The 26393-nt window shown below is 70.4% G+C and carries 26 protein-coding genes, 1 tRNA gene and 1 pseudogene; 17 read left to right on the top strand and 11 right to left on the bottom strand.

Annotated elements, in window-relative coordinates:
- Positions 1 to 8: 8 nt before the first annotated feature.
- A complete protein-coding gene (locus MUK52_RS15045; protein WP_284577008.1) occupies positions 9 to 272 on the bottom strand; it encodes an SHOCT domain-containing protein in 264 nt (87 codons plus the stop codon).
- On the opposite strand from MUK52_RS15045, the gene MUK52_RS15040 reads away from it, so the two are divergent.
- A complete protein-coding gene (locus MUK52_RS15040) occupies positions 261 to 1079 on the top strand; it encodes a DUF8686 domain-containing protein (protein ID WP_284577006.1) in 819 nt (272 codons plus the stop codon). The genes MUK52_RS15045 and MUK52_RS15040 overlap by 12 nt on opposite strands.
- Positions 1080 to 1126: 47 nt before the next feature.
- On the opposite strand, the gene MUK52_RS15035 is transcribed toward MUK52_RS15040, so the two are convergent.
- Positions 1127 to 1408, bottom strand: a complete 282-nt coding sequence (locus MUK52_RS15035) for a hypothetical protein (RefSeq protein WP_284577004.1) — start codon at positions 1406 to 1408, stop codon at positions 1127 to 1129.
- A gap of 375 nt (positions 1409 to 1783) precedes the next feature.
- On the opposite strand from MUK52_RS15035, the gene MUK52_RS15030 reads away from it, so the two are divergent.
- Positions 1784 to 3037 (top strand): serine/threonine-protein kinase, encoded by a 1254-nt coding sequence (locus MUK52_RS15030; protein ID WP_284577002.1) that lies wholly within the window; start codon positions 1784 to 1786, stop codon positions 3035 to 3037.
- Here MUK52_RS15030 and MUK52_RS15025 read toward each other — a convergent pair.
- Together MUK52_RS15025 and MUK52_RS15020 are read right to left on the bottom strand one after the other, a co-directional pair.
- Entirely contained in the window at positions 3034 to 3561 is a 528-nt protein-coding gene (locus MUK52_RS15025; protein ID WP_284577000.1) for a hypothetical protein, read from the bottom strand. The genes MUK52_RS15030 and MUK52_RS15025 overlap by 4 nt on opposite strands.
- A gap of 280 nt (positions 3562 to 3841) precedes the next feature.
- A complete protein-coding gene (locus MUK52_RS15020; RefSeq protein WP_284576998.1) occupies positions 3842 to 5767 on the bottom strand; it encodes a multicopper oxidase family protein in 1926 nt (641 codons plus the stop codon).
- 336 nt (positions 5768 to 6103) lie between these two features.
- Here MUK52_RS15020 and MUK52_RS15015 point away from each other — a divergent pair, with 336 nt between their 5' ends.
- Together MUK52_RS15015 and MUK52_RS15010 are read left to right on the top strand one after the other, a co-directional pair.
- Positions 6104 to 6577 carry a hypothetical protein gene (locus MUK52_RS15015; protein WP_284576996.1) on the top strand — a complete coding sequence of 158 codons (474 nt, stop codon included), beginning with the start codon at positions 6104 to 6106 and terminating at the stop codon, positions 6575 to 6577.
- Between the two features lie 512 nt (positions 6578 to 7089).
- Positions 7090 to 7752, top strand: a complete 663-nt coding sequence (locus MUK52_RS15010) for a hypothetical protein (RefSeq protein ID WP_284576994.1) — start codon at positions 7090 to 7092, stop codon at positions 7750 to 7752.
- Positions 7753 to 7882: 130 nt separating this feature from the next.
- Here the strand turns inward: MUK52_RS15010 and MUK52_RS15005 are convergent, their stop codons facing one another.
- Positions 7883 to 8098: a hypothetical protein gene (locus tag MUK52_RS15005; RefSeq protein ID WP_502963571.1), complete on the bottom strand. Its 216-nt coding sequence runs from the start codon at positions 8096 to 8098 to the stop codon at positions 7883 to 7885.
- On the opposite strand from MUK52_RS15005, the pseudogene MUK52_RS15000 reads away from it, so the two are divergent.
- A pseudogene (locus MUK52_RS15000) lies at positions 8098 to 8670 on the top strand (site-specific integrase); the annotation flags it as partial. The gene MUK52_RS15005 and the pseudogene MUK52_RS15000 overlap by 1 nt on opposite strands.
- A 126-nt stretch (positions 8671 to 8796) precedes the next feature.
- On the opposite strand, the gene MUK52_RS14995 reads toward MUK52_RS15000, so the two are convergent.
- Positions 8797 to 8870, bottom strand: a tRNA-Gly gene (locus MUK52_RS14995).
- 515 nt (positions 8871 to 9385) lie between these two features.
- On the opposite strand from MUK52_RS14995, the gene dcd reads away from it, so the two are divergent.
- Positions 9386 to 9973, top strand: coding sequence for a dCTP deaminase (dcd, locus tag MUK52_RS14990; RefSeq protein ID WP_114053441.1), 588 nt, complete (start codon positions 9386 to 9388; stop codon positions 9971 to 9973).
- The gene (locus MUK52_RS14985; protein ID WP_114053442.1) at positions 9970 to 10467 is read left to right on the top strand and encodes a phosphoribosyltransferase; all 498 of its coding nucleotides are present in this window, start codon (positions 9970 to 9972) and stop codon (positions 10465 to 10467) included. The genes dcd and MUK52_RS14985 overlap by 4 nt, the downstream gene beginning before the upstream one ends.
- Positions 10468 to 10558: 91 nt before the next feature.
- Here the strand turns inward: MUK52_RS14985 and MUK52_RS14980 are convergent, their stop codons facing one another.
- The 3 genes from MUK52_RS14980 to MUK52_RS14970 form a co-directional block, all read right to left on the bottom strand.
- On the bottom strand, positions 10559 to 11533 hold the full coding sequence (locus tag MUK52_RS14980; protein ID WP_114053443.1) for a Yip1 family protein: 975 nt from the start codon (positions 11531 to 11533) through the stop codon (positions 10559 to 10561).
- 223 nt (positions 11534 to 11756) lie between these two features.
- On the bottom strand, positions 11757 to 14324 hold the full coding sequence (locus MUK52_RS14975; RefSeq protein WP_284576990.1) for a heterodisulfide reductase-related iron-sulfur binding cluster: 2568 nt from the start codon (positions 14322 to 14324) through the stop codon (positions 11757 to 11759).
- Positions 14325 to 14434: 110 nt separating this feature from the next.
- Complete coding sequence (locus MUK52_RS14970; RefSeq protein WP_342777085.1) at positions 14435 to 14938, bottom strand: sugar transferase; 504 nt, start codon at positions 14936 to 14938, stop codon at positions 14435 to 14437.
- Between the two features lie 378 nt (positions 14939 to 15316).
- On the opposite strand from MUK52_RS14970, the gene dnaK reads away from it, so the two are divergent.
- The 4 genes from dnaK to MUK52_RS14950 are packed head-to-tail and all read left to right on the top strand — an operon-like array spanning position 15317 to position 19552.
- Entirely contained in the window at positions 15317 to 17167 is a 1851-nt protein-coding gene (gene dnaK, locus MUK52_RS14965; RefSeq protein WP_284576988.1) for a molecular chaperone DnaK, read from the top strand.
- A complete protein-coding gene (grpE, locus tag MUK52_RS14960) occupies positions 17167 to 17856 on the top strand; it encodes a nucleotide exchange factor GrpE (RefSeq protein WP_284576985.1) in 690 nt (229 codons plus the stop codon). Before dnaK ends, grpE begins: the two co-directional genes overlap by 1 nt.
- A 48-nt stretch (positions 17857 to 17904) precedes the next feature.
- The gene (gene dnaJ, locus MUK52_RS14955) at positions 17905 to 19080 is read left to right on the top strand and encodes a molecular chaperone DnaJ (protein ID WP_284576982.1); all 1176 of its coding nucleotides are present in this window, start codon (positions 17905 to 17907) and stop codon (positions 19078 to 19080) included.
- Position 19081: 1 nt separating this feature from the next.
- Positions 19082 to 19552, top strand: a complete 471-nt coding sequence (locus MUK52_RS14950) for a heat shock protein transcriptional repressor HspR (protein ID WP_114053447.1) — start codon at positions 19082 to 19084, stop codon at positions 19550 to 19552.
- A gap of 153 nt (positions 19553 to 19705) precedes the next feature.
- Here the strand turns inward: MUK52_RS14950 and MUK52_RS14945 are convergent, their stop codons facing one another.
- A complete protein-coding gene (locus MUK52_RS14945) occupies positions 19706 to 20722 on the bottom strand; it encodes a helix-turn-helix transcriptional regulator (RefSeq protein WP_114053448.1) in 1017 nt (338 codons plus the stop codon).
- 102 nt (positions 20723 to 20824) lie between these two features.
- Here MUK52_RS14945 and MUK52_RS14940 point away from each other — a divergent pair, with 102 nt between their 5' ends.
- Entirely contained in the window at positions 20825 to 21079 is a 255-nt protein-coding gene (locus MUK52_RS14940) for a hypothetical protein (RefSeq protein WP_246042259.1), read from the top strand.
- Positions 21076 to 21390, top strand: a complete 315-nt coding sequence (locus MUK52_RS14935) for a Rieske (2Fe-2S) protein (protein ID WP_114053450.1) — start codon at positions 21076 to 21078, stop codon at positions 21388 to 21390. Before MUK52_RS14940 ends, MUK52_RS14935 begins: the two co-directional genes overlap by 4 nt.
- A 156-nt stretch (positions 21391 to 21546) precedes the next feature.
- Here the strand turns inward: MUK52_RS14935 and MUK52_RS14930 are convergent, their stop codons facing one another.
- The gene (locus MUK52_RS14930) at positions 21547 to 21960 is read right to left on the bottom strand and encodes a pyridoxamine 5'-phosphate oxidase family protein (protein WP_125543358.1); all 414 of its coding nucleotides are present in this window, start codon (positions 21958 to 21960) and stop codon (positions 21547 to 21549) included.
- A 122-nt stretch (positions 21961 to 22082) separates the two neighbouring features.
- Between MUK52_RS14930 and clpB the strand changes: the two genes are divergently transcribed.
- From clpB to MUK52_RS14910, 4 genes are all read left to right on the top strand, one after another.
- Positions 22083 to 24668 (top strand): ATP-dependent chaperone ClpB, encoded by a 2586-nt coding sequence (clpB, locus tag MUK52_RS14925; protein ID WP_284576975.1) that lies wholly within the window; start codon positions 22083 to 22085, stop codon positions 24666 to 24668.
- A 135-nt stretch (positions 24669 to 24803) separates the two neighbouring features.
- Positions 24804 to 25340: a YbjN domain-containing protein gene (locus MUK52_RS14920; RefSeq protein WP_114053453.1), complete on the top strand. Its 537-nt coding sequence runs from the start codon at positions 24804 to 24806 to the stop codon at positions 25338 to 25340.
- Between the two features lie 204 nt (positions 25341 to 25544).
- Complete coding sequence (locus tag MUK52_RS14915) at positions 25545 to 26030, top strand: prevent-host-death family protein (RefSeq protein ID WP_114053454.1); 486 nt, start codon at positions 25545 to 25547, stop codon at positions 26028 to 26030.
- Positions 26027 to 26377 (top strand): hypothetical protein, encoded by a 351-nt coding sequence (locus MUK52_RS14910; protein WP_114053455.1) that lies wholly within the window; start codon positions 26027 to 26029, stop codon positions 26375 to 26377. The genes MUK52_RS14915 and MUK52_RS14910 overlap by 4 nt, the downstream gene beginning before the upstream one ends.
- Positions 26378 to 26393 lie beyond the last annotated feature (16 nt).

The following is a 26393-nucleotide window of genomic DNA, read 5'->3' as shown; positions in this document are numbered from 1 at the left end:
CACGGTTCTCATCGGGGTCTCGGCCGGTGCTCGGCGAGCTTCCTGCGCGCCTCGGAGTACGCGGCGGCGTCGATCTCCCCGGAGGCGAAGCGCCGGTCGAGGATCTCCTCAGGGGTCTCGCCCGGCCCTCTCTCGCGGTCGGTGGCGCCACTGCGGGAGGAGGGGTGCTGGGTGAGTCGTACCACCGCCCATATGACCAGACCGATGAGCAGGATCCACAGCAACGGCATGAAGGCCATCCATGCCCAGCCTCCGCCGTCATGCCAGTACATCACTGGCTCACCTCCTCGAAGGGTTCCTCCTGCCAGTGTGTGCCCCGCCGCAGAGGATCACGATGGGCCGTTCGGCCTGCCCGGGGGCCATGTGTCTCTCCCTGGGACCAGGCCCTGGGTGTACGAGCGGCCCAGCGGGCGGAACTCGCGGCGAACGTCGTGGCCGGGCGGAGCCGAGGCGCAACCTCACACTCCGATGCCCGGCGGCAAGACACCCGTATTGCGTGTTACTTGCCCGGTCTATTCCCTTGTGCCGTGTCGGTCCCTGGCGTTCCCCGCCGGGCAGCCTGTGGGTGCCCACGACCTGGTGGTCGAACTGGCGAGTTCGCCGACTATCCCTTCGACCGCTGCACGGCGGAGCTCTACTTCTCGGCGACGGCCGACGGGCGGCCGGTGCCGGTCGAGCTGAGGCTGGACGAGGCGGCCCCGCTGTTCACCCAGCGCGCCACCGGCAGCGCCGGTCCCGAGCCGGGTCTCGTTGTCTCGCTTCTGCGCAGTCGCGGCACGTTCGCCATGGTCAGCCTGGTGTTTCTCGTCATGTGGACCCTGGCCCTCGCCGTCGCTGTGGGAGCCCTGGTGATCGGAGGGACGCGCAGGGGGCTGCTCTGGCCGGCCATGGGCTGGATGGCCGCGACCCTGTTCGCGCTGGCAGCCTTCCGCAACACAGCGCCCGGCGCGCCCCCCATCGGATGTCTGCTGGACTACACGGCCTTCTTGTGGGCGGAGGCGATCGTCGCCTTCGCGGTCGGATACGTCGTCCTGCGCGGCACGCCCGTCGGGATTCGTCCTGTGGGGAAGACGCCGTGAGAAGAGTGTCCGCGGGGTGGTGCCCCGGCGGCCGGGGGCCGGGATCCTCAGGTCAAGACGCCCTGCCGCAGGATGCCCTGGATGAAATCGGGCGCCTGTCGTGCCCCCATGTGCCCCTCCAGAGTCAGCTCCCAAGCGGTCTCGGCGATGCTGCAGAAGGTCGACGCGAGCCACGGGGCAGGCATGTCCGTCCGCAGAAGACCGGCCTTCTGCGCCCGCTCGACGAAGGAGACGGTGCGACGGAATACCATCGAGGCGCGATCGCTGGCCTGGTCGGCGCCGAGTACCTGGGAACTCGCCGGACGCATCGCCGAACTGCCCGGCGACATCGAGGTCGTCGCCTACTGTCGCGGCGCCTACTGCGTCCTCGCCCACGACGCCGTACGCACCGGCACGGCCGCAAAGCCCTGCGACTCACCGACGGCATGCTGGGATGGCGCCTGGCCGACCTGCGCGTGGAGGCGGACACCGCCTGAACGGCGCGCCAGTCGTTGAGCGAGCCCATAGTCGGTGGGGGCGGGGCCGGGTGAGAGTAGGGCGGACATCGTCAGGAGGGAGGTCGGCCATTGGACGAACGGCGCTCCCTGCACTGCCTCTTGGTGTCGGTAGGCTGAGGCCGCCGCGGAGCCCTGAGCACGAGCTGTTGCTGCCGAGTGCGGGCCGCGTTCGTCTGGGTCGCTCACGAGAATCGGGGATGTGCGCACGTGCTGGTGGCAGAGCGGTACCGGTTGGACGCCCCTATCGGCAGCGGTGGCATGGGAGAGGTCTATCGGGCCTCTGACCACGTGCTGGGCAGGCCGGTTGCCGTGAAGCTGCTGCTGGGGGGAGCCGCCGATCCGTCGGCGGGCGACCGCTTCCGCCTCGAAGCGCAGACCGCCGCGCGTCTGAACCATCCCCATGTGGTGGGAGTCTTCGACTTCGGGTCCTGGGACGACCGCTTCTACCTCGTGATGGAACTGGTCGAGGGCGCCAGCCTGGCCGGGGAACTGGAACGGGACGGCCGGCTGTCGGCTGAGCGTGTGGCCCGCATCGCCGCACAGGCGGCTGCCGGACTGGCGGCAGCCCACGGGCAGGGCATCGTGCACCGTGACATAAAGCCCGGCAATCTCCTGACGGATGCCGCCGGGACGGTCAAGATCGCCGACTTCGGCATCGCCAAGTTCGTCGACGATCCCTCCGCGGCCCTTACCTCCACCGGCCAGATCCTGGGGACCGGTCTCTATCTGGCGCCTGAGCGGGCCCTGGGCCGGCAGGCGGGTCCCGCGTCCGACGTGTACTCGCTCGGCTGCGTGCTGTATCAACTGCTCACGGGACACCCGCCGTTCCAGTCCGACACCACGACCGGTGTGCTCTACCAGCACGTCGATGCACAGCCGGTGCCGCCACGGCAGCTGGGCACGGATCTGCCGGCCGCGTTCGAGGCGTACCTGCTGCGGCTTCTCGCGAAGCAGCCGGAGGACCGTCCGACGGCACAGCACGTGGCCGAATGGTTCGCCACGGAATCGTGGCGGGGCCGCGCCGCTCCCCGTCCCTCGACGGCACCGCCGACCGCGTACGGGAAGGCGCCCACGGGACCGACCGCGGCCGAGACCGCTCACATGCCTGCCCTGACAGCACCGCCGCTTGCCGGCGGGCACCGTGCAGCGCCCGGACAGTCCCGCAGGATCACCGCGTGGGTCCGCTCCATGCCGCGAGCAACACGGCTGATCGCCGGGATTGTTGTCCTGGTCGCCGCGTCCCTGATGGGGATGGTCTGGCTCTCGTCCGAGGGTTCGAACAAGACCCCGCAAGCGGATCCGTCCGGCTCGGTGATCAGCCCGCCGCGCCCCTCACCCTCCCTGTCCTCGCCCGGGCCTACGGCGTCCGACAACCCGGATGGTGAACGCAAAGAGAGCGAGGACGAAGGCGGCGGGAAGGACCGGAAGAAGCAGCACGGCAAGAAGGGCCGGGGAGACTAGCGGCAGCCGCTACCGAGCGCTCCGCCAGCCGGTAGCGGCTGCCCGGCGGAGCGGAGATCGGCCTCAGTCACCCGCTGCGCCGTTGTCCAGTCCCAGGCGCTCAGGCAGCGTGGAGGGCGAAGGCGCTGCCGTACTCCGGAGATCTTGGGAGACTCCAGGTCGCGTCGCACGACAACGACGCCTGCCCTCTCAACGGTCCGGATCACGTCGTGCACCGGGCCGTCAGGCAGGAGCCAGCTTGCGCGGATCTCGGCCGCGGCCTGCTCTGGAGTGTGTTCGTCGGCGTCGAGGACGGGGAGTCGGTAGATCGGCTCGATGCCGACGCTGGCTTCGAGTCGGCGGAGCTGCATGAGGAGCAGGGTGACCTCGGCTTCGATGCGCTGGAGCGCGGTCTCGCCCAGGCCGGACTGCTTGCGGTGGTAGAAGCCTGAGGGCCCGAGCCCGACTGGCTCATCCGGCCAGTCGAGCAGCTCTCTGGGATAGCCGAGCGCTTCCGCCACCGCTTGCCTGGCTGTGTCGTTCAACTTGCCGGCCGTGTCATGCGATTGCCTCGCCCATGCGTACGGGAAAGCGGCGGACTGGCCGACTGGCCGCGGGTGTACCCGTCCGACATGACGGACACGGAATGGGCGGCGGTGCGGTCGCAGCTGCCGTGCCGGCCTGCCGGAGGGCAGGGGCGGTAAGCCGAGGGCCACTGCCACCAGCCGGTGATTCGGCCCCTTCGCGAGCACGGGCCGGAGCTGTTTGAGGTAGACCGCGTCCGTGGTGGCCCGACTGCTGCGGGCGACCACGGACGCTGACCCGTCAGTGGTCCTGCTTGCTCCTGCCTCCGATTTGGAATGGCCGCATCATCTCGTTGTCCTCGTGCTCGACGATGTGGCAGTGCCAGACGAAGCGGCCAGGGTGGTCGAATCGTGCCTTCACCCGGGTGATCTCTCCTGGATAGGCGATCACGGTGTCTTTGAAGCCGCGCTCCCAGCTGTCCGGCGGAATGGGTGCCCCGTTGAACGGTTGCCGGTCCACCACCTCGAACGTCACCTCGTGGATGTGGATCGGGTGGGCGTCCACAGTGAAGTTGTGCAGCTCCCATGTTTCGGTCGCGTTCAGCCTTGGGTTCTCCGTGACCGGGTCGGCCCAGGCGAGTGCCACCGGGTTGCCGGCTGCGTCGAGCGTCCCGAGCAAGTTCTGGACAGGTGTTCCCGGCGGCACCAGGGGGCTGCTGGAATTCGCCTCGGTGAGAGAGAGCCGACGGGTCACGCTCGCCGAGCCGAGTGGCCTGATCCTGGGCAGCCTGAGCCGGTCCGGCGGGATGCTGGTGTCCTTGCTCGCCAGTGGGCCGACCACGAATTTCATCACCTGCCCAGTGGTGGCCGGATCTGCCACGGGGAAGGCCACGCCCGGTTCGCCCCGGCCGAAGGGTTCGTCCGCGCCCTCGTTGATGAGGTACAGCTCGGTCCCCTCCGGGATTCCGGTGAAGTCGACGATGACGTCGGCCCGCTCCGCGTTGGCCAGCAGCAGCCGCTCCAGCCGCACCGGTGCGGGCAGGAACCCGCCTTCGTTGCCGATCTGCCAGAACGGTACGGCCGACTGAGCCGGCCGGGCGGTCGGGCTGTTCGCGATCTTCAGGATGAGGAACCGGGCATTGCATCCGTTGAGGAAGCGCAGCCTGTAGCGGCGCGGCTCGACTTCGAGCTTCGGCCATGTCCGGCCGTTGACCACCATGGTGTTGGCGAAGAATTCGGGGTTCCAGATGGGGGACACATCGGTGGTGGGAATGTACGGCCCCGCGAACCCGTCGAAGAATTCCCGACTCGTGGGGTAGAACAGCGAGCCGTCCGAGTTGAACGAGCGGTCCTGGATGACCAGGGGGATCTCGTGGTACCGGGTACCCGGCCGATCTCCGTAGGCGGGCGCCGGTCCGGGCAGCTTCCCCTTGGGCAGGTCGGACTCACCGCCGCGGAGCAGATAGAAGCCGGCGGGTCCGGCGTAGACGTTGAGCCGGGTCAGACCCAGGGTGTGGTCGTGGAACCAGAGGGTCGATGCCCGCTGGTCGTTGGCGTACTGGAAGGTCGCGGTACCCGGATCCCACTTCAGGCCGTGCGCATCGGCGAACTTGTCCCGGAACTCGTTGTAGAACGAGCCCACGGTGGCGTATCCAGCAGGGATGTTGTTCGCGCGTGGCAGGTACCACGCTTCGGTGTAGCCGTCGCTCTCCTCGGTGGAATGCCCACCGTGCAGGTGAGTGACGATCGGTACGGGGCCGGTGTACGGACCCGGCGTCGAGGTGAACGTCGGCCGGGAGTCACGCCCGCTCGTTCCGCCCGGCGGGTTCGCCCAGTGCAGGGTGGGGTCGACCGCCAGCAAGTGCGGGAGGAAACGGCCCTGGCTGTCGACGAGATCGTTCACCCAGGTCACCCGGACAGGCCGGTCGGTCTTGGCCTCGATGGTGAACGACGGGTAGTTGAACGTGCTGTCGTCCCCGAGCGAGCCGTATCCCCACACAGTGGTGGCGGGCAGAGTGGACGGCAGTACCTGCTGGCTGAATTGCCGGACCCCGATGACGTACGTGTCGAGGCCGTGCCGCTGCTGGTGTCGGGCCTTCGGCATCACCGGCGGGATCACCAGGTCGGTGACGTACTTCGGAATGGTCGTGGGGTCCAGGGTGGGGGCCGGGAACGTGCCGACAGCCCCGGCCCCTGGCGCCGCCCCGGTCCCCTTCGGGAGTGCCACGGCTCCACTGGGTCCTAGAAGAACCAATGACGCCCCGCCAGCGGCTCCGGCTACGAGCACGTCTCTTCGCGCGATCATTTCTCTCGCCTTCTGCAGCCCGAGGGCGCGGATCATTTCCACACCAGATGTTACGGGTCATGCACAGTGGGTAACGGAATGGCGCCTGGCGCGTCGGCGGACCGGCGGTATCGGGCGCTGTGCGGGCTGTAGTCGGCGCGGTGACGGCCCGAACCCGCTACCGCGATTCCCGGCGGCGTGCCTGGCGCGAGGGCGCAATTTCTTCGCAGGCACCACGGCCCCCGGTGCCGACGCGGCCACGGGCTCAGGGTCGGGCCCGTGCGGCGCGACCTTCTCCCCTCCGTCCTCCGTGATGACGGCGGTCTCGGCCGCGGACACGGCCAGGGCATCAACGAGTTCCTCGCGCGCGATCACCCGCCGCTGCAGCTGGACCTCGGCGGCCTCCAGCACCGCAGCCGCCAGCGCGGCGGCCTCCGCAAGCTCTTCGGCCCGCACACGAGCAGCCGCCTCGCGCTCCTCCAGCAAACCCAGAATCGACGCCACCGCGCGCACCTCGACGATCAGACGGAAACAGGACGCGAGGTCTCTCCCTCATCCCACCGAAACCGTTCCTGTTTTGTCGGCGTCTGCTCGTTCGCCGCCGCCGGACTCGACGACGACCACGACGTTGCAGCCCAGGCTGTGGACGCCGCGCAGACACATCCACATCCGGTGCTATCTTCCTCCCGTCCCGGGTGGAGGGCCCCTGTTGGCCTTCCCGTCACCAAGCCCTCCTACGGTCGTGAAGTGTGAGCTCAGGCAAGGTCCGTCGCGACCGTCACTCGGGAGCGTTGCTGCGGGCAACGCTCCTCGCGGTGGTGCTTGCCCTCTTCGCGATACACGTCCTGGCCTCACACGAGCCAGACCACAGCGGGCATGCTGCCGCGTTCCCGCTCGTCGACGCAGGGGACAAGGCCCAGCACGCGCACCCGGACGGCACCCCTGGGGTTGTCACCGAAACACCGGGCAGCCCGGACAGGGAATCCCCCTGCGACCACGGCGGAGTCGGAGAGAGCTGTCTGGCGCTGCTGTGCATCGTCGCTGCCCTGTTCACGTTCGCCATCAGGCACAGGGTCTCCAACCGCGTCCTCCAGCTTTGGGCAGTACGCGTGCGCCCCTGGGCCAGCCGCACCGGCGACCCGCCGTGTCTGTACCGACTTTCGATCCTGCGCTGCTGAGAGCTGCATCAGCCTGGCGCCGCACCACTGGTGCCGGCGCGGCTTCTGCCTGCTCTCACACACCAAGATCCGAAAGGCCTTACCCGCGTGACCACCGTTCTCGAGCCCGAGCGCCACCAGACTCCCGCCACGAAACACCGCCGCCCGGTCTTCGACAAGAAGTCCCTCCCGGCTCGCTACAGCGGCCAGATGCTCTACTTCATGGGCGCCGCCCTCATCGCCGGTGCCGTCGTCCACTACCCGATCAACCCGTCGCTGTATGCGATCATCTGCGTCGTCGGCGCCTTCGTCTTCCTCCTCGGCACCATCGTCAACGAGTTCGTGCTGGCCGACGAGCGGCCGGTGCTGAGCCAGGCGGTCTCGCTGGTCGCGTTCTCCCTGCTGCTGTCCTTCGGTGTCGGCATGGTCGGCGGCGGTATCCAGCATTTCGAGCAGTTCCCCGAGCGCAGTGCCTGGATGACCCCCATCGGCCTGCTCATGTCGTATGTCGCGTTCGTCGCCAAGGACTCCAAGGGGCGCTGGCAGCACCTCGTCAGCCCGTTCGCGGCCGGTGTCGTCGTCCTCTCGGCCCTCGTCTGGCTGGGCATGACCGCCCTCGCCGGCACCATCGGCTCAGACGGCCACAGCCACGACCACGGCTCCACGACAGGAACCCCCGCAAAGCCGGACCAGGCTCCCGTCAAGCAGGATCCCCCGGCCAAGGCACCCGCCGAGCCGGCAGCGGACGGCCACACTTCCCACAGCCACTGACGCCGGTCCAGCACTAGCCGTTCTCGCGGGCCCACGTGTGGATCACGCTGGGCCCGCGGTCCGCTCATGGCACCTGCACGTGCCGTCACTCAGGATGGGTGCCGACCCGCGCCTTCGGGCGACTACCGCATCACGCGGCGGGCTGGGGCTGGGGCAGTCCGGCCTGGCCGAAGAGAAACGCGTAGCCCGTGGGGAGCTGGTGGAGGATGCGTGCGAGGAGGTCGGCGCCGGCGAGGCGGGTGACGACGGTGAGGCGGGTGACGACGGTGAGTACGGCGCCTGTGTCCCAGCGGGCGATGGCGGGGCTGGTGTCGGTTTGCGCCGCCAGGGCCTTGACGAACCCCACGCGCCGACGTCGATCTCGACGCGGGCTCGGTCCGCGTACGCAGGGCCGCCCCGGAGCTGAACACGGGCCGCAGGGTGATCAGGGATCCCAAGTCCCGTGCGGGCAAGCGGGAGATCATGCTGCCGAGCTTCGTTCTCCTGGACGCCCGCCGGCACCTGGAGTGGTTCGCGCAGGACGGGCCCGAGGGGCTGGTCTTCGTGGGGGAGAAGGACGCACCCCTGCGAGGTACGTCCTTCGGCCGCAAGTGGCGCAAGGCCCGCGATGCGGTCGGGATGCCGAACGAGTTCCGCTTCTACGACCTGCGCCACACCGGGAACACCCTCGAGGCCGACACCGGTGCCGAGCTGAAGGGTCTCATGGTCCGCGCGGGCCAGCCCTCGGAGCGGGCCCAGCTGATCTACCAGCATGCCACCAAGGAGCACCAGCGCAGGCTCGCCGCCGGTATCGACGCCATCGCCCGGCTCCAGCGAGTGCCGGCTGACCGCGGGCACTCCGGCCTGTCCGGGGCCGCCCGCACGCACGTGTCCCCGCTTCCCGCGCTGGCACCCGGCCGCACCGCGCGGGCGAGGTGATCCGCGCTGGGGGCGCGGCGGCAACCTGACGCCCCGTTAGGGAAGATGTGGCACGCGAATGGCGCGCGTGGCCCGATAGGTCTAGACAACAAACAAGCCCCAGGTCGCTGACCTGAGGCTTTGCTGTGGAGCGGATGACGGGAATCGAACCCGCGCTATAAGCTTGGGAAGCTCATGTTCTACCATTAAACTACATCCGCAGGTCGCTCCAGGGGTCTGGAGCGGTACCGTTGCACACTCTACCTCATGATCGACCCCCGGTGAATCGGCCGCGGGGTCGTCTTGTGTTTGCGGGGTGCACCGGCCGTCGCGGGGGCGGGAGTTGGGGCGTAACGTACCGGTGTGGCGGGCCGCGGGGTGGCGGCTGGAGCGCGGTCTCGATCATCCCCTAATGTGGCGATTCGTCGCAGTACGGCAGGTTGGGGAAAGGGACTCGATGGAGAACACCGTCGTCCGTTGTGCCGAAGGGCATGTGTTCAGCACCGCTTCGTTCCCGCTGCAGCACCTCGGTGCCGGCCGGATCGGGCCGGGACGGCTGCTGCGGTGTCCGCGGTGCGCCCGGCTGAGGCACGCCGTGCCCGTCGGGGCGGCCGTCAAGCGGTAGGCGTCACGGCGTCCCGGCCGTCCGCGGCCGCCCCGCCCCCGCGGCGGGCGCCGCGGCCCGGGCGCCGTACTCGATTGGGGGCGGCTCGCGCCCACTGCGTATCCTCGGGACGTGCTTCTCTCCGACAAAGACATCCGGGCCGAGATCGACAGCGGACGGGTGCTCATCGACCCGTTCGACGAGTCGATGGTGCAGCCCTCCAGCATCGACGTGCGTCTCGACCGCTATTTCCGGGTGTTCGAGAACCACCGCTACGCCCACATCGACCCCGCCATCGAGCAGCCGGACCTGACCCGTCTGGTCGAGCCCGAGGGGGACGAGGCGTTCATCCTGCATCCGGGCGAGTTCGTGCTCGCTTCGACGTACGAGGTCATCTCGCTGCCCGACGACATCGCCTCCCGGCTGGAGGGGAAGTCCAGCCTGGGCCGCCTGGGACTGGTGACGCACTCGACCGCCGGGTTCATCGACCCCGGCTTCTCCGGCCACGTCACGCTCGAGCTGTCGAACCTCGCCACCCTCCCGATCAAGCTCTGGCCCGGCATGAAGATCGGGCAGCTGTGCATGTTCCGGCTCAGCTCGCCCGCCGAGTTCCCGTACGGGAGCGAGCGGTACGGATCGCGGTACCAGGGTCAGCGCGGGCCCACGGCCTCGCGCTCCTTCCAGAACTTCCACCGCACCCAGGTGAGGCACGAGGCATGAGTGTTGTACGCGAGTCCCTGAACTACGAGGGCTTCGGCCGCGCCGTGCGCGAGCTGGCGAAGACCATCGCGGACGACGGCTACGAGCCGGACATCATCCTGTCCATCGCGCGCGGCGGCGTCTTCGTCGCCGGCGGTCTGGCGTACGCCCTGGACTGCAAGAACATCCACCTCGTGAACGTGGAGTTCTACACCGGCGTCGGCACCACCCTCGAAATGCCGGTCATGCTCGCCCCCGTCCCGGACGCGATCGACTTCTCCGACAAGAAGGTCCTGATCGCCGACGACGTCGCCGACACCGGCAAGACGCTCAAGCTCGTCCACGACTTCTGTGTCGGCACCGTCGCCGACGTCCGCTCCGCGGTCATCTACGAGAAGCCCCAGTCGCTCGTGAAGTGCGAGTACGTCTGGAAGCGGACCGACGACTGGATCGAGTTCCCCTGGTCGGTCGAGCCGCCCGTCGTCCAGCGCGAGGGCCAGATCCTCGACGCCTGAGCCGCGGCCGGGCGTCTTCGGACGCGGAAGGGCCCGCCGCCGCACCCTGCAGGTGCGGCGGCGGGCCCTTTCGTTCTCGCTGCGGACCCCCCTACAGGGTGCCGAGCTTGATGATCGACAGCAGCGCCACCAGCTGGATCGCGGACGCGCCCAGCGCCTTCGGCCACGGCAGGTCGTGCGACTTGCTGATCAGCGACGTGAACAGCGCGCCCGCCGCCACCCAGGTCGCCCAGCCGAGCACCTGCACGAACATGTTGTCGCCGCCGAGGAACACCGCGAAGATCAGGCGCGGCGCGTCAGAGATCGACATGACCAGCATCGACAGGCCGACGGTCGGCTGCCAGGCCCCCTCGCCGCCCAGCTGGCGGGCCAGGGTGTGGGTGACGGCGCCGAGGATCAGGCCGCAGATGACGAACGCCACGCCGGCGCTCAGGACGATCGGGACGGCGTTCGCGAGGGTGGCGCTGATGACGTCCTTGCGGGCCTCGTCGAAGCCGAAGACCGCGAGCAGGCCGTAGAGGAACGTCACGATCAGCGCGGGGCCCCACACCGGGTAGTCGCGCATCTGGAAGAACGTCGGCCCCGGGCGCATCACGATGCCCTTGAGCAGCTCCTTCCACGGCAGCCGCGGGCCGGCCGGGGCCGCGGCTGCCGCGCCGCCGTCCGCCTGGTAGGTGCCGGGGGGGCCGTACGGGTCCTCGCCGTAGGCGAAGACCTGGGTGTGGCCGGGGTTGTCGTTCGCGTACGAGCCGCCGCCGTGGCCGCCCTGGCTGCCGCCGGGCGGGCCGTACGGGGGCTGCTGCGGGTACGCCTGCGGGGGCTGCTGGTGCTGCCCCTGCTGGTGGCCGTGCGGGTGCCCGTACGGGTCGAAGTACTCGGGCTCGCCGTGCCCCCCGCTACCGCTCGCGGCCTGCTGCGGCCACTGCTGCTGGGGAGGGTAGGGCTGTCGGCCGTACGGCGCCCCCTGCGGCTGCTGCTGCGGGTGCTGCTGACCGTACGGCTGCTGCCGCGGGGGTTGTTGTGCGCGGTCGTCGTCCCTGCCGCGTCCGATCCTGAATCCAGCCACGTGATCGAACGTACCTGGTCCCGCGCAATCGGGTGCAGTCGGTGCCGGATTAAGCACCCTTTGCGGCTGAGCTGTGACATCCCTTAGGGGAACCCCGGGGGGCTGTCCCCCCTGGCGTGCGCGGCCGGGCGGGCCGGGCCGGGGAAGCGGAACGGCCGGCCCCCGGGCGGGGGCCGGCCGTTCCGGCGCGGTTGCGCTGAGCCGATCCGGGCTGCGGTTCGGGCTACTTGGCCGTGTTGGCCTCGGCCGCGTCGCCGTCGGCCTCCGCCTCGGCCTCCGGCGCCTTGCCGGCCTCCGGCTCCTTTTCCGCCTCGGGCTCGGGCTCGGGCTCGGTCTTTGCCGCCGCTTCGGCTTCTGCCTTTGCCTTCGCCTTCGCTTCCGCCTCGGCCTTTGCCTTCGCCTCGGCTTCCGCCTTTGCCTTCGCCTCGGCTTCCGCCTTTGCCTTCGCCTCGGCCTCGGCCTTCGCCGCCGCCTCGGCCTCGGCCTTCGCCGCCGCCTCGGCCTCGGCCTTCGCCGCCGCTTCGGCCTCGGCCTCCGCTGCGGCCGCCGCCTCCGCCTCCGCCAGTTCGGCCTCCGTCGGGGCCGGGGCCTTCACCGACTCCAGGAGCAGCTGGGCCACGTCCACGACCTGGACGGACTCCTTGGCCTGGCCGTCGTTCTTCTTGCCGTTCACCGAGTCGGTCAGCATCACCAGGCAGAACGGGCACGCCGTCGACACGATGTCCGGGTTGAGGGAGAGGGCCTCGTCGACGCGCTCGTTGTTGATGCGCTTGCCGATCCGCTCCTCCATCCACATGCGCGCACCGCCGGCGCCGCAGCAGAAGCCGCGCTCCTTGTGGCGGTGCATCTCCTGCTGGCGCAGGCCCGGGACGGCGGACATGATCTCCCGCGGCGGCGTGTAGACCTTGTTGTGGCGGCCCAGGTAGCAGGGGTCGTGGTAGGTGATCAGGCCGTCGACCGGGGTCACCGGCAGCAGCTTGCCCTCGTCGATGAGGTGCTGGAGGAGCTGCGTGTGGTGGATGACCTCGTACTCGCCGCCCAGCTGCGGGTACTCGTTCGCGATGGTGTTGAAGCAGTGCGGGCAGGTCGAGACGATCTTCTTCGCGGACTTCGGCTTCTTCGTCGACTCGTCCTCGTCGTCCTCGCCGAAGGCCATGTTCAGCATGGCCACGTTCTCCTGGCCCAGCTGCTGGAACAGCGGCTCGTTGCCCAGGCGGCGCGGCGAGTCGCCGGTGCACTTCTCCTCGCCACCCATGATCGCGAACTTGACGCCCGCCATGTGCAGCAGCTCGGCGAAGGCCTTGGTGGTCTTCTTGGCCCGGTCCTCCAGCGCGCCCGCGCAGCCGACCCAGTACAGGTAGTCGACCTCGGTGAGGTCCTCGACGTCCTTGCCGACGATCGGGACCTCGAAGTCGACCTCCTTGGTCCACTCGACGCGCTGCTTCTTCGCCAGGCCCCAGGGGTTGCCCTTCTTCTCCAGGTTCTTGAGCATCGTGCCCGCCTCGGACGGGAACGCGCTCTCGATCATGACCTGGTAGCGGCGCATGTCGACGATGTGGTCGATGTGCTCGATGTCGACCGGGCACTGCTCGACGCACGCACCGCAGGTGGTGCAGGACCACAGCACGTCCGGGTCGATGACGCCGTTCTCCTCGGCCGTGCCGACCAGCGGGCGCTCCGCCTCGGCGAGGGCCGTCGCGGGGACGCCGGCGAGCTGCTCCTCGGTCGCCTTCTCCTCGCCCTCCATGGTCTTGCCGCCGCCGGCCAGCAGGTACGGGGCCTTGGCGTGCGCGTGGTCGCGCAGCGACATGATCAGGAGCTTCGGGGAGAGCGGCTTGCCCGTGTTCCAGGCGGGGCACTGCGACTGGCAGCGGCCGCACTCGGTGCAGGTGGAGAAGTCGAGGATGCCCTTCCAGGAGAACTGCTCGACCTGGGAGACGCCGAAGACGTCGTCCTCGCCCGGGTCCTCGAAGTCGATCTCCTTGCCGCCCGAGGTCATCGGCTGGAGCGCGCCGAGCGCGGTCGCGCCGTCGGCGTTCCGCTTGAACCAGATGTTCGGGAAGCCGAGGAAGCGGTGCCAGGCGACACCCATGTTGGTGTTCAGCGAGACCGTGATCATCCAGATCAGCGAGGTGCCGATCTTGATCATGGCGGTGAAGTAGATGGCGTTCTGCAGGGCCGGCAGCGACAGGCCGTCGAACGCGAGCACCAGCGGGTACGACACGAAGTACGCCGGCTCGTACGAGTCGACGTGGTGGATGGCGCCCTCGAGGCCGCGCAGGGCGAGGATCGCCAGGCCGATGGTGAGGATCACGTACTCGACGAAGTACGCCTGCCAGGCCTTCGAGCCCGCGAAGCGCGACTTGCGGCCGGCCCGCGAAGGCAGCGACAGCAGGCGGATCACCATCAGCACGGCGATGCCGACGACCGTCATCAGGCCGATGAACTCGATGTACATCTCGAACGGCAGGAACCCGCCGAGGACCGGCAGCGTCCAGTCGGCCTGGAAGAGCTGGCCGTACGCCTGGGCGAGGGTCGGCGGCAGGGTCAGGAAGCCGATCGCCACGAACCAGTGCGCGAAGCCGACGATGCCCCAGCGGTTCATCCGGCTGTGGCCCAGGAACTCGCGGACCAGGGTGAGCGTTCGGGCCTTCGGGTCGTCCGTGCGGCTGCCCGCCGGCACGGGTTGGCCGAGTTTCACGAACCGGTAGATCTGCGCCACGGCTCGGGCGAGCAGCGCGACGCCGACCACGGTCAGGACCAGCGACACGATGATCGCGGCGAGTTGCATGGGAGGGCTCCTCGGGCGGGACTTACTAAGCAGTAACTTATTGAGTCAAGGCTTGAGGTTACCCATTCTCCGCGCTGCACTGTAGGTGAGCGTGCGGTGATCTGTGTCGCTCAGGCATGCCTGTGTGCACGGGCCGCGCGGGGGGTCCGGGCGAGGATCGCGAGATCCATCCCCAGCCAGTGGCTCTCCACATAGTGCCTGTCCAGGAGGGCCATCTCCTCCCAGGGGAGGTCCGACCGGGCGCTGACCTGCCACAACCCGGTCATGCCGGGGCGTACGAGCAGCCTGTCGGGCCGGTCCGTACGGGCCTGCGGCCGCGGACCGACGAGCGACATCTCGCCCCGGAGCACGTTCAGCAGTTGCGGCAGCGCGTCGAGTCCGCACCGCCGGACCGCCGCCCCGGCGCGCCCGGCTCCCGCGGTGCGCAGCCGCCAGGTGCGGAACGGCCGCCCGCCGAGCCCCGCCGCCGGCTCCCGCAGCAGGATCCTGCGGCCCGCGCGCGGCCGGGCCAGGAAGAGTGCGGCGGCCGCGGCGAGGAGCGCCGGCAGGGCCGCGGCCAGCAGGAGGAGGCCCGCGGCGAGGTCGAAGGCCCGCTTGGCCGGATACGCGGGCACCCGTGGCACCCGCAGCGCGGGCCGCGGCATCCGCAGCGCGGGCCGGGGCGGCCGCGGCGAGGGCCGCGGGGCCGCGGGCCGCGGGCGGGGGCCGGTGCGCCGGGCGGGGCGCCGGACCCGGGGGAACCGGACCCGGGGGAAGGGGAGGGGCGGCAGCGGCATGCAGGCACCGTGCCCTGCCGCCGCCCCCGCCGCCGGGCGCCGCGCAGCGCGCGGGCGCCTGCGTCCCCCACTCGGCCCCGCCCGCTTGACGTCCGCTCGCGGCTGAGCATAAGACCGGGATAAAAGTTGAGCCGCCCCGACTCACCTCTGTTGACGGCGCGCGGTCGTTGGGGCACCCTTGAGTCTGTTCCACTCAAGTCAGCTGGAGGAATCGAAATGGCACGTGCGGTCGGCATCGACCTGGGCACCACTAACTCCGTCGTCAGCGTTCTCGAAGGCGGCGAGCCCACCGTCATCACCAACGCCGAGGGCGCCAGGACCACGCCGTCCGTCGTCGCCTTCGCCAAGAACGGCGAGGTCCTCGTCGGCGAGGTCGCCAAGCGCCAGGCGGTCACGAACGTGGACCGCACCATCCGCTCGGTGAAGCGCCACATGGGCACCGACTGGAAGATCAACCTGGACGGCAAGGACTTCAACCCGCAGCAGATGAGCGCCTTCATCCTGCAGAAGCTGAAGCGGGACGCCGAGGCCTACCTGGGCGAGAAGGTCACCGACGCGGTCATCACCGTCCCGGCGTACTTCAACGACTCCGAGCGCCAGGCCACCAAGGAGGCCGGCGAGATCGCGGGCCTGAACGTCCTGCGCATCGTCAACGAGCCGACGGCCGCCGCCCTGGCCTACGGCCTGGACAAGGACGACCAGACCATCCTCGTCTTCGACCTCGGCGGCGGCACCTTCGACGTGTCGCTGCTGGAGATCGGCGACGGCGTCGTCGAGGTCAAGGCCACCAACGGCGACAACCACCTCGGCGGCGACGACTGGGACCAGCGCGTCGTCGACTACCTGGTGAAGCAGTTCGCCAACGGCCACGGCGTCGACCTCTCCAAGGACAAGATGGCGCTCCAGCGCCTGCGCGAGGCCGCCGAGAAGGCGAAGATCGAGCTGTCCTCCTCCACGGAGACCACGATCAACCTGCCCTACATCACGGCGTCCGCCGAGGGCCCGCTGCACCTGGACGAGAAGCTCACCCGCGCCCAGTTCCAGCAGCTGACCGCCGACCTCCTGGAGCGCTGCAAGACCCCGTTCCACAACGTCATCAAGGACGCCGGCATCGCCCTGAGCGAGATCGACCACGTCGTCCTCGTCGGCGGCTCCACCCGCATGCCCGCCGTCGCCGAGCTCGTCAAGGAGCTGACCGGCGGCAAGGAGGCCAACAAGGGCGTCAACCCGGACGAGGTCGTCGCCATCGGCGCCACCCTCCAGGCCGGCGTCCTCAAGGGCGAGGTCAAGGACGTCCTGCTCCTCGACGTCACCCCGCTGTCCCTCGGCATCGAGACCAAGGGCGGCATCATGACCAAGCTCATCGAGCGCAACACCACGATCCCGACCAAGCGGTCCGAGATCTTCACGACGGCCGAGGACAACCAGCCGTCCGTGCAGATCCAGGTCTACCAGGGCGAGCGCGAGATCGCGGCGTACAACAAGAAGCTCGGCATGTTCGAGCTGACGGGCCTGCCGCCGGCCCCGCGCGGCGTCCCGCAGATCGAGGTCTCCTTCGACATCGACGCCAACGGCATCATGCACGTGACCGCGAAGGACCTCGGCACGGGCAAGGAGCAGAAGATGACCGTCACCGGCGGCTCCTCGCTCGGCAAGGACGAGGTCGACCGGATGCGCCAGGAGGCCGAGCAGTACGCGGAGGAGGACCAGCGCCGCCGCGAGGCCGCCGAGACCCGCAACCAGGCCGAGCAGCTCGTCTACCAGACGGAGAAGTTCGTCAAGGACAACGAGGACAAGGTCCCGGGCGAGGTCAAGACCGAGGTCGAGGCCGCCGTCGCCGAGCTGAAGGAGAAGCTCAAGGGCGAGGACACCGCCGAGATCCGCACCGCCACCGAGAAGGTCGCCGCCGTCAGCCAGAAGCTCGGCCAGGCCATCTACGCCGACGCGCAGGCCGCCCAGGCCGCCGGCGGCGCCGGTGAGGCCGGCCAGGCCAAGGCCGGCGGTGCCGACGACGACGTCGTCGACGCCGAGATCGTCGACGAGGACAAGCCGAAGGGCGCGCACTGATGCCGGAGGAGACCGCGGGTTTCGAGGAGAAGCCCGAAGTCCCCGACGGCGCCGCCCCTGAGGACGCCGCCGAGCCGAAGACCGCCGACTCCTCCGCGGAGGAGCCGGCGGCCCCGGCCGGGGACTCCGGAGCACGGTCCGCCACGTCCGCCGCGCAGGACGCGGACGCGGCCCTCCTGGCGCAGCTGGACCAGGCGCGCACGGCCCTCGCCGAGCGCACCGGCGACCTCCAGCGGCTCCAGGCCGAGTACCAGAACTACCGCCGCCGCGTGGAGCGGGACCGGGTCGCCGTCAAGGAGATCGCGGTCGCGAACCTGCTGACGGAGCTGCTGCCCACCCTGGACGACATCGGCCGGGCGCGGGACCACGGCGAGCTGGTCGGCGGCTTCAAGTCGGTGGCCGAATCGCTGGAGACCGCAGTCGCCAAGCTCGGCCTGCAGCAGTTCGGCAAGGAGGGCGAGCCCTTCGACCCGACGATCCACGAGGCCCTGATGCACTCGTACGCGCCGGACGTCACCGAGACGACCTGCGTGGCGATCCTGCAGCCCGGGTACCGGATCGGGGAGCGCACCATCCGCCCGGCACGGGTCGCCGTGGCCGAGCCCCAGCCGGGCGCGGCGCCCAAGTCCGAGTCCGGGGAGGGCGACGCGCCGTCGGACAAGGACGCGGATGCTCCCGAAAAGGGCTGACGTCCGCGAGCGCGGTCAGGTGAAGGCACGGGAGGAGGGACACCGGGGATGAGCACGAAGGACTTCGTCGAGAAGGACTACTACAAGGTCCTCGGTGTCCCGAAGGACGCCACCGAGGCCGAGATCAAGAAGGCGTACCGGAAGCTCGCCCGCGAGTACCACCCGGACGCCAACAAGGGCGACGCCGCGGCCGAGGAGCGCTTCAAGGAGATCTCCGAGGCGAACGACGTCCTCGGCGACGCCAAGAAGCGCAAGGAGTACGACGAGGCCCGCGCCCTGTTCGGGAACGGCGGCTTCCGCCCCGGCCCGGGCGCGGGCGGCTCGTTCAACTTCGACCTGGGGGACCTCTTCGGGGGCTCCCAGCCCGGCGCGGGCGGCTTCGGCGGCGGCGGCGGCCTCGGCGACGTGTTCGGCGGGCTGTTCAACCGCGGCGGCGCCGGCCCGGGCGCCCGGACCCAGCCGCGCCGGGGCCAGGACATCGAGTCGGAGGTCACCCTCTCCTTCACGGAGGCGGTGGACGGGGCCACGGTCCCGCTGCGGATGTCCTCCCAGGCGCCCTGCAAGGCCTGTTCGGGCACCGGCGACAAGAACGGCACCCCGCGGGTGTGCCCGACCTGCGTCGGCACCGGCCAGGTGTCGCGGGGCAGCGGCGGCGGCTTCTCGCTGACCGACCCGTGCGCGGACTGCAAGGGCCGCGGCCTGATCGCGGAGAGCCCCTGCGAGGTCTGCCACGGCAGCGGCCGCGCCAAGTCCTCCCGGACGATGCAGGTCCGGATCCCGGCGGGCGTCTCCGACGGCCAGCGGATCCGGCTGCGCGGCAAGGGCGCGCCGGGCGAGCGCGGCGGACCCGCCGGCGACCTGTACGTGGTGGTCCACGTGGGCAGCCACCCGGTGTTCTCCCGCAAGGGCGACAACCTGACCGTGACGGTCCCCGTCACGTTCACCGAGGCCGCCCTGGGCGCCGACATCAGGGTCCCGACCCTGAACGGCCCTGCGGTGACGCTGAAGCTTCCGCCGGGCACCCCGTCCGGCCGTACGATGCGCGCCCGCGGCAAGGGCGCCGTCCGCAAGGACGGCACCCGCGGCGACCTGCTCGTCACGGTGGAGGTCGCGGTCCCGGCCACGCTGTCGGACAAGGCCCGCGAGGCCCTGGAGATGTACCGCGACGCGACGGTGTCGGAGGACCCGCGCGCCGCGCTGTTCGAGTCCGCGAAGGGAGCATGACATGGACGGCCGCCGACGACAGCCGCGGTTCGGTGGCGGGGCGTACGAGCTGACCGACGAGACCCCGGTCTACGTGATCTCGGTGGCCGCCCAGCTCTCCGGCCTGCACCCGCAGACGCTGCGCCAGTACGACCGTCTCGGGCTGGTCTCCCCCGACCGGACCGCGGGCCGCGGCCGCCGGTATTCGGCCAGGGACATCGAGCTGCTCCGCACGGTGCAGGCGCTGTCCCAGGACGAGGGCATCAACCTCGCCGGCATCAAGCGCATCATCGAACTCCAGAACCAGGTGGCCGCCCTCCAGGCGCGCGTGGCCGAGCTGTCGGCCGCGGTCGACGGAGCGGCCGCGGTGATGCAGCAGCGCGAGGCCCAGGTGCACGCCTCGTACCGGCGGGATCTGGTCAAGTACCAGCCGCCGGTCGGGGGCAACGCCCTGGTCGTCTGGCGGCCCGCGCCGAAGCGGTCCGCGGACTGACCGCAGCCCCGCCCCGGCCCGTCGCCCGGGGCCGCTGGAGGCCCGTACAGCGCGCGCAAGGCCCCGCCCGGTGTTTCCGGGCGGGGCCTTGCGCGTCCGGCCCGCAGGGGCCGGCCCGGGGCTCTGCGCGGGCCTGCCGGGCCCGCCGCCTGCTCAGTCGGGGTCGTCCTCCTCCAGGATCCCCGACCGGGCTATGAGGAAGCCGAGTTGGGCGCGGCTGCCGCTGCCGAGGATGCCGGCGAGCTTGGCGATGTGCGCGCGGCAGGTCCGAACGTTCATGCCCAGCCGGCGGGCGATCGCCTCGTCCACGTGCCCCTCGACGAGGAGTTGGGCGATGGTGCGCTGGACGCCCGAGATGCCGTCGCGGGTGTGCCGGTAGGTGACCTCCTCCTGGAGCGGCACGGCGCGGTGCCACAGCTGCTCGAACACCTTGATGAGGTAGTCGACGAGGCCGGGGTGGCGCAGTTCCAGGGCGACCTGGCGGTCGTCGCTGGCGGGGATGAAGGCGACGGTGCGGTCGAAGATGATGAGCCGCTCGAAGAGCTCCTCCAGCGTGCGCACCTCGACCTTGCCGGCCTTCAGGATGTCGATGTACGCGAGGGTGCCGCGGCTGTGGCGGACGGTGTGCTGGTAGAGGGTACGGATTCGGACACCGCGGTCGGTGAGCGGCTGGTCCCGCTCCAGGGCTTCCGTAAGCTCCAGACTGGGGCGTGCGCCTCCGGGCTGGACGGTGAGCATCTCGGTGTGGCATTCGGCGGTGGCCAGGTTGAGGGCGGCGTTGATGGCGTCGAAGCCCTCCAGCACGGTGATGGCGTGGGTGCTGGCGGGTGCCTGCGCGCTGATGGCGAGGAACGGCTCGAATGCCTCGGACAGTTCGAGGGAGTCGCGCCGGCGGTCGCGGATCTCGCGCTCGATCGGGTGCAGCCGCTGGGCCAGTGCGACCGCCGGGGGAACCGGGCGGAGCGAATTGACGTCATCGGGATCCGGCTGCAACAACGCCAGATCGAGCAGGCAAGGAGCCGTTTTCACGTCCGCACGTGCAATGCGACCGGTCCGCAGCGCGCTCGTGTAGAGCCGTGCGCCCTCGCTGCACAGGTCGGTGACCGCGTGGGGATGTGTCGCTTTTGTTGTGTTTAGTGCCAAATCTCCACCCCCCAGGGTCCTGAACATGCAAGAACATGATGCATCGTCCCTGTGGCAGCGACGTGCCTGAATGAGCCATCGTCTGACAGGCGGGGGAGAGGATTTCATCAAGTGAGGACGAAGCCGACCATGAACAAGAGAATGCTTCGCTCGGCGCTTGCCACCGTCATCTTCTCGGCTGTGGCCGGTCTGGGACTCGCCGGGGCCACTCTGGGGGGCGCCGGAGGAGGTGCCGCGGACATCCGGGCGGCGCTGCTGGAGGACAGCGGATGGCGTGAGCCGTCGATGGACAGCGGATGGCGTGCCGCCCCGCTGGACAGCGGATGGCGCTCCGCCCCCGCCGACACCGCGTCCGCCGGACTTGTCGTGGAGAGCGCGGCATGACCCCCGACGACCGCGGCTTCCGCCGCGAGATGGCTTCCGCATACCGCTCCGGCTGGCAGTTCATCGACCTTGCGACGGCCATCCCCCAGGTCGGCGACTCGCTGATGGTCACCCTCTTCGGCCAGCCGATCGTGATCACGCGCGAGGAGGACGAGGACGTCCGGGCCTACCGCTGCCTGCGCCGCCCCCGCGGCGCGCCGCAGCCCGTCCGCTGCGAGGTGCGCTACGGCATGGTCTTCGTGAACCTCGATCAGCGCGACCACCAGCTCTTCGAACCCGACATCACCACCGCCACCCCCCGCAGTGCCTGAGGCGATTCCCCCGTCGTTGCAGATCGCCCCAGGTGCTTCCCCCACACAACGGCGCCATCGTGGACCTGACCACGATGGCGCCGTTGTGATGTCCGCGTCCAGTAGTCGAACCGGACAAGCAGAACCGGACAGGGCCGGCCCGGCGGGCGGCCCCGCTCAGGCGCGGCCCATCGCCCGGTCCAGGGCGATCTCGATGACCACCCGGTCCGGGTTCGGCGAGGGCGTGCGCCCGTACCGCTCCGCGTAGCGCGCCACCGCCTCGGCGACCGCCTCCGCTTCCGTACGGACGACCGCGCGGCCCTCCAGCGTCGCCCAGCGGCGCCCCTCCATCTGGCACACCGCGACGCGGGCCGCGCCGGCCGGGGACGCCTGGGCGGCCAGCACGTTGCGGACCTTCTTGCTGTGCCGGTTGCTGATCACGCGGGCGAGCCCGGCGCCGGGGTCGTAGGTCACGCCGACCGGCACCACGTGCGGGGTGCCGTCGGGGCGGGGCGTGGTCAGCGTGCACACGTGCCGCTCCCGCCAGAAGGCCAGGTACTCGGGCGTCGGGTGGAGGACGTCATGGGACATGCCCCGAGACTACGATCCCGGCCTTGAGTGGAATAGACTCAACTTTGCGCACGTTGTCTCTGTCAGATCCTGCCTGACCCGTATCCCCTGACCCGTATCCGTAGGGAGAGGAGAAGCCGCCCGTGGACGCCGAGCTGACCAACAAGAGCCGGGACGCGCTGAACAACGCCACCAGCCGCGCCGTCAAGGACGGCCACACGGACCTGGCCCCGGCCCACCTGCTCCTCGCCCTCCTCGCAGGCGAGGACAACGAGAACGTCACCGACCTCCTCGCCGCCGCCGGGGCCGACCAGGCCGCCGTCCGCGCCGGCGCCGAGCGGCTGCTCGCCGCCCTGCCCAGCGCCACCGGCTCCACCGTCGCGCCCCCGCAGGCCACCCGCGAACTCCTCGCCGTCCTCGCCGAGGCCGACCGGGAGGCGGGCAGGCTCGGCGACGACTACCTCTCCACCGAACACCTCATGATCGCCATCGCCGCCAAGGGCGGCGCGGCGGGCGAGGTCCTCACCGCCCAGGGCGCCACCGCGGCCAAGCTGCTGGACGCCTTCCAGACCGCACGAGGAGGACGGCGGGTGACCACCCCCGACCCCGAGGGCCAGTACAAGGCCCTGGAGAAGTTCGGCACGGACTTCACCGCAGCAGCCCGCGAGGGCAAGCTCGACCCCGTCATCGGCCGCGACCAGGAGATCCGCCGCGTCGTCCAGGTCCTCTCCCGCCGCACCAAGAACAACCCCGTCCTGATCGGCGAGCCCGGCGTCGGCAAGACCGCCGTCGTCGAGGGCCTGGCGCAGCGCATCGTCAAGGGCGACGTCCCCGAGTCCCTGCGCAACAAGCGCCTCGTCGCCCTCGACCTGGGCGCGATGGTCGCCGGCGCCAAGTACCGCGGCGAGTTCGAGGAGCGCCTGAAGACCGTCCTCGCCGAGATCAAGTCCAGCGACGGCCAGATCATCACCTTCATCGACGAACTGCACACCGTCGTCGGCGCCGGGGCCGGCGGGGACTCCGCCATGGACGCCGGCAACATGCTCAAGCCCATGCTGGCCCGCGGCGAGCTGCGCATGGTCGGCGCGACCACCCTCGACGAGTACCGCGAGCGGATCGAGAAGGACCCGGCGCTGGAGCGCCGCTTCCAGCAGGTCCTCGTCGCGGAGCCGACCGTCGAGGACACCGTCGCGATCCTCCGCGGCCTCAAGGGCCGCTACGAGGCCCACCACAAGGTGCAGATCAACGACAGCGCCCTGGTGGCCGCCGCGACCCTGTCCGACCGGTACATCACCTCCCGCTTCCTGCCCGACAAGGCCATCGACCTCGTCGACGAGGCCGCCTCCCGGCTCCGCATGGAGATCGACTCCTCCCCGCTGGAGATCGACGAGCTCCAGCGCGCCGTCGACCGCCTCCGCATGGAGGAGCTGGCGCTCAAGAACGAGTCCGACCCGGCCTCCCTGGAGCGCCTGGAGAAGCTCCGCAAGGACCTCGCCGACAAGGAGGAGGAGCTGCGCGGCCTGACCGCCCGCTGGGAGAAGGAGAAGCAGTCCCTCAACCGCGTCGGCGAGCTCAAGGAGCGCCTGGACGACCTGCGCGGGCAGGCCGAGCGCGCCCAGCGCGACGGCGACTTCGACACCGCCTCCAAGCTGCTCTACGGGGAGATCCCGGCCCTGGAGCGCGAGCTCGACGAGGCCTCCGAGGCCGAGGCGGAGGCCGCGAAGGACACCATGGTCAAGGAGGAGGTCGGCCCCGACGACATCGCCGACGTCGTCGGCGCCTGGACCGGCATCCCCGCCGGCCGCCTCCTGGAGGGCGAGACGCAGAAGCTGCTGCGCATGGAGGCCGAGCTCGGCCGCCGCCTGATCGGCCAGGGCGAGGCCGTCCGCGCCGTCTCCGACGCGGTGCGCCGCACCCGGGCCGGGATCGCCGACCCGGACCGGCCGACCGGCTCGTTCCTCTTCCTCGGCCCCACCGGCGTCGGCAAGACCGAGCTGGCCAAGGCGCTCGCCGACTTCCTCTTCGACGACGAGCGCGCCATGGTCCGCATCGACATGTCCGAGTACGGCGAGAAGCACAGCGTGGCCCGGCTCGTCGGCGCCCCGCCCGGGTACGTCGGCTACGAGGAGGGCGGACAGCTCACCGAGGCGGTGCGCCGCCGCCCGTACAGCGTCGTCCTGCTGGACGAGGTGGAGAAGGCCCACCCCGAGGTCTTCGACATCCTGCTCCAGGTCCTCGACGACGGCCGGCTCACCGACGGCCAGGGCCGCACCGTCGACTTCCGCAACACCATCCTGATCCTGACCTCGAACCTCGGCAGCCACTTCCTGACGGACCCGACGGCCACGCCCGAGGAGAAGCGGGAGCGGGTCCTGGAGACGGTGCGGGCCTCCTTCAAGCCGGAGTTCCTCAACCGCCTCGACGACCTGGTCGTCTTCTCCGCCCTCAGCGGCGAGGAGCTGGCCCGGATCGCCGAGCTCCAGGTGGCGCGGCTGGCCAAGCGGCTGGCCGACCGCCGCCTCGCCCTCGACGTCACGCCCGCGGCGCTGGCCTGGCTGGCCGACAAGGGCAACGACCCCGCGTACGGCGCCCGGCCGCTGCGCCGCCTGATCCAGACGGCCGTCGGCGACCGCCTCGCCAAGGAGATCCTGGCCGGAGAGGTCCGCGACGGCGACACCGTCCGGGTCGACGTCGCCGACGACGGCCTCCGCGTCGGCCGGGCCGAATAGGCCCGGCGGGGGCGGCCTGCGGTGGCTCCGGGCGGACCAATCGTGTCCGCTCGGAGCGGATCGCACGTGCGGGGCTGGACACGGGGTAGGCGCCATGGGGGAGGATGACACCATCCGCACGAAGGGAAGAACACGGTGAGCATCGACCCGGCCTCGATTCCGAATTTCGGAGGGCAGCAGCCCGAACCGCAGGCCACAGGACCGGCGGGCCCCGTGGTCCCCGACCAGGATCTGGTCAAGCAGCTGCTGGAGCAGATGGAGCTCAAGTACGTCGTCGACGACGAGGGCGACCTCGCGGCGCCGTGGGAGGAATTCCGCACCTACTTCATGTTCCGCGGTGAGGCCGAGCAGCAGGTCTTCTCCGTCCGCACCTTCTACGACCGTCCGCACGCGATCGAGGAGAAGCCGAGGCTCCTGGAGACGATCGACGACTGGAACCGCCGCACCCTGTGGCCGAAGGTCTACAGCCACACCCACGACGACGGCTCCGTCCGCCTGATCGGCGAGGCGCAGATGCTGATCGGCACCGGCGTCAGCCTGGAGCACTTCGTGTCCTCCACGGTCAGCTGGGTCCGCGCCTCCATCGAGTTCGACAAGTGGCTCGTGGAGCAGCTGGGCCTGGAGAAGGACCTGGAGGCCGGCGAGGACGGCAAGGACGACGAGGAGTCCTGACTCCTCCCCGCCGCCGAACAAGAGCCCGGCCGGGCCCGCGGTCCCCTGACCGCGGCGCCCGACCGGGCTCTGTCACGCAGCGAGCCGCCCGAGGCGGGCGCCCGCCTCCTGGAGGACCAGTCCGCTTGCTCCAGGGCAAGGCATGAGCAGCGCGCGACCACGGAGACTGTGGCACTCAGAACACAGTCTGAGTACAGTCTGAGTATGAGCCTTGCTTACCTGGGAGCCGAGCCCGAGTCGGTCTCGTTCACGGACCTTTCAAGAAACCCCAAGGCCGTGGCCGCCCGGGCTGCCGCCCTCGGTGTTCTGCGGGTTACGCATCGCGACGCACCCGACATGGTGCTGACGACTGCCCTGCACGCGGAGCGCACCGAGGAGAACCTCACGACGGCGTCCCGGCTCTTCCTCGCGCTCATGAAGCACGACGACGGAGCCCGGTCGCTCCTGCTGGCGCTGCCCGAAGTCTTCCCTTGGGTGCGGCATCTGGACGACGCAGAGATGCGCGCGTTCACCGTGGAACTCCTGGAAGCGCTGTCCGATGCGGCGGAGCTGGGCGCGCGGGAGGCCGTGCACCGCGCGCTCGTCTCCTGGAGGGCGACGGCTCGTGTCAACGCGGACCCGGAGCAGCTCAGGGAGGCTCTTCGCCCGCTCGACGGGGATGATCTGGGGCCGGTCGAGGTGGGCGGGTGAGCCCGAAGAAGGGCGATCGCGTCAGCGTGCCGCCCCTGAGCGGGTGGAACGTGGTCTTCGGGACCACGGAGGCGGTGGCGGGGTGGGAGGAGCTGTGTCGCGCGGCGCTTCCCAGTGCCCACCGCTGCCTGGAGGCGCTGCGCACCGACCCGCTGTCGCGTGAGCACTGGAACCGTCAGCACCAGCTGCGCGGGCGGCTCGCCACCAAGGAGTGGAAGGGCTCCGCGCTGGAGCAATGGGAGTTCGAGGTTACGAGTGGCGGCCGTGTGCGCTATCTGGTCAGCCCCGAGACATCGACCGTCATCCTGGTCTACGCATCCACGCGGCACCCGAAGGACACCGAGTAACCCGTAGTTCCCGTGC

The organism is Streptomyces sp. 2P-4, from assembly GCF_030167965.1.
GTDB lineage: Bacteria > Actinomycetota > Actinomycetes > Streptomycetales > Streptomycetaceae > Streptomyces > Streptomyces globosus_A.
Note: the sequence above shows the minus strand (reverse complement) of the source record. Positions and strands in the feature narration are given on the sequence as shown.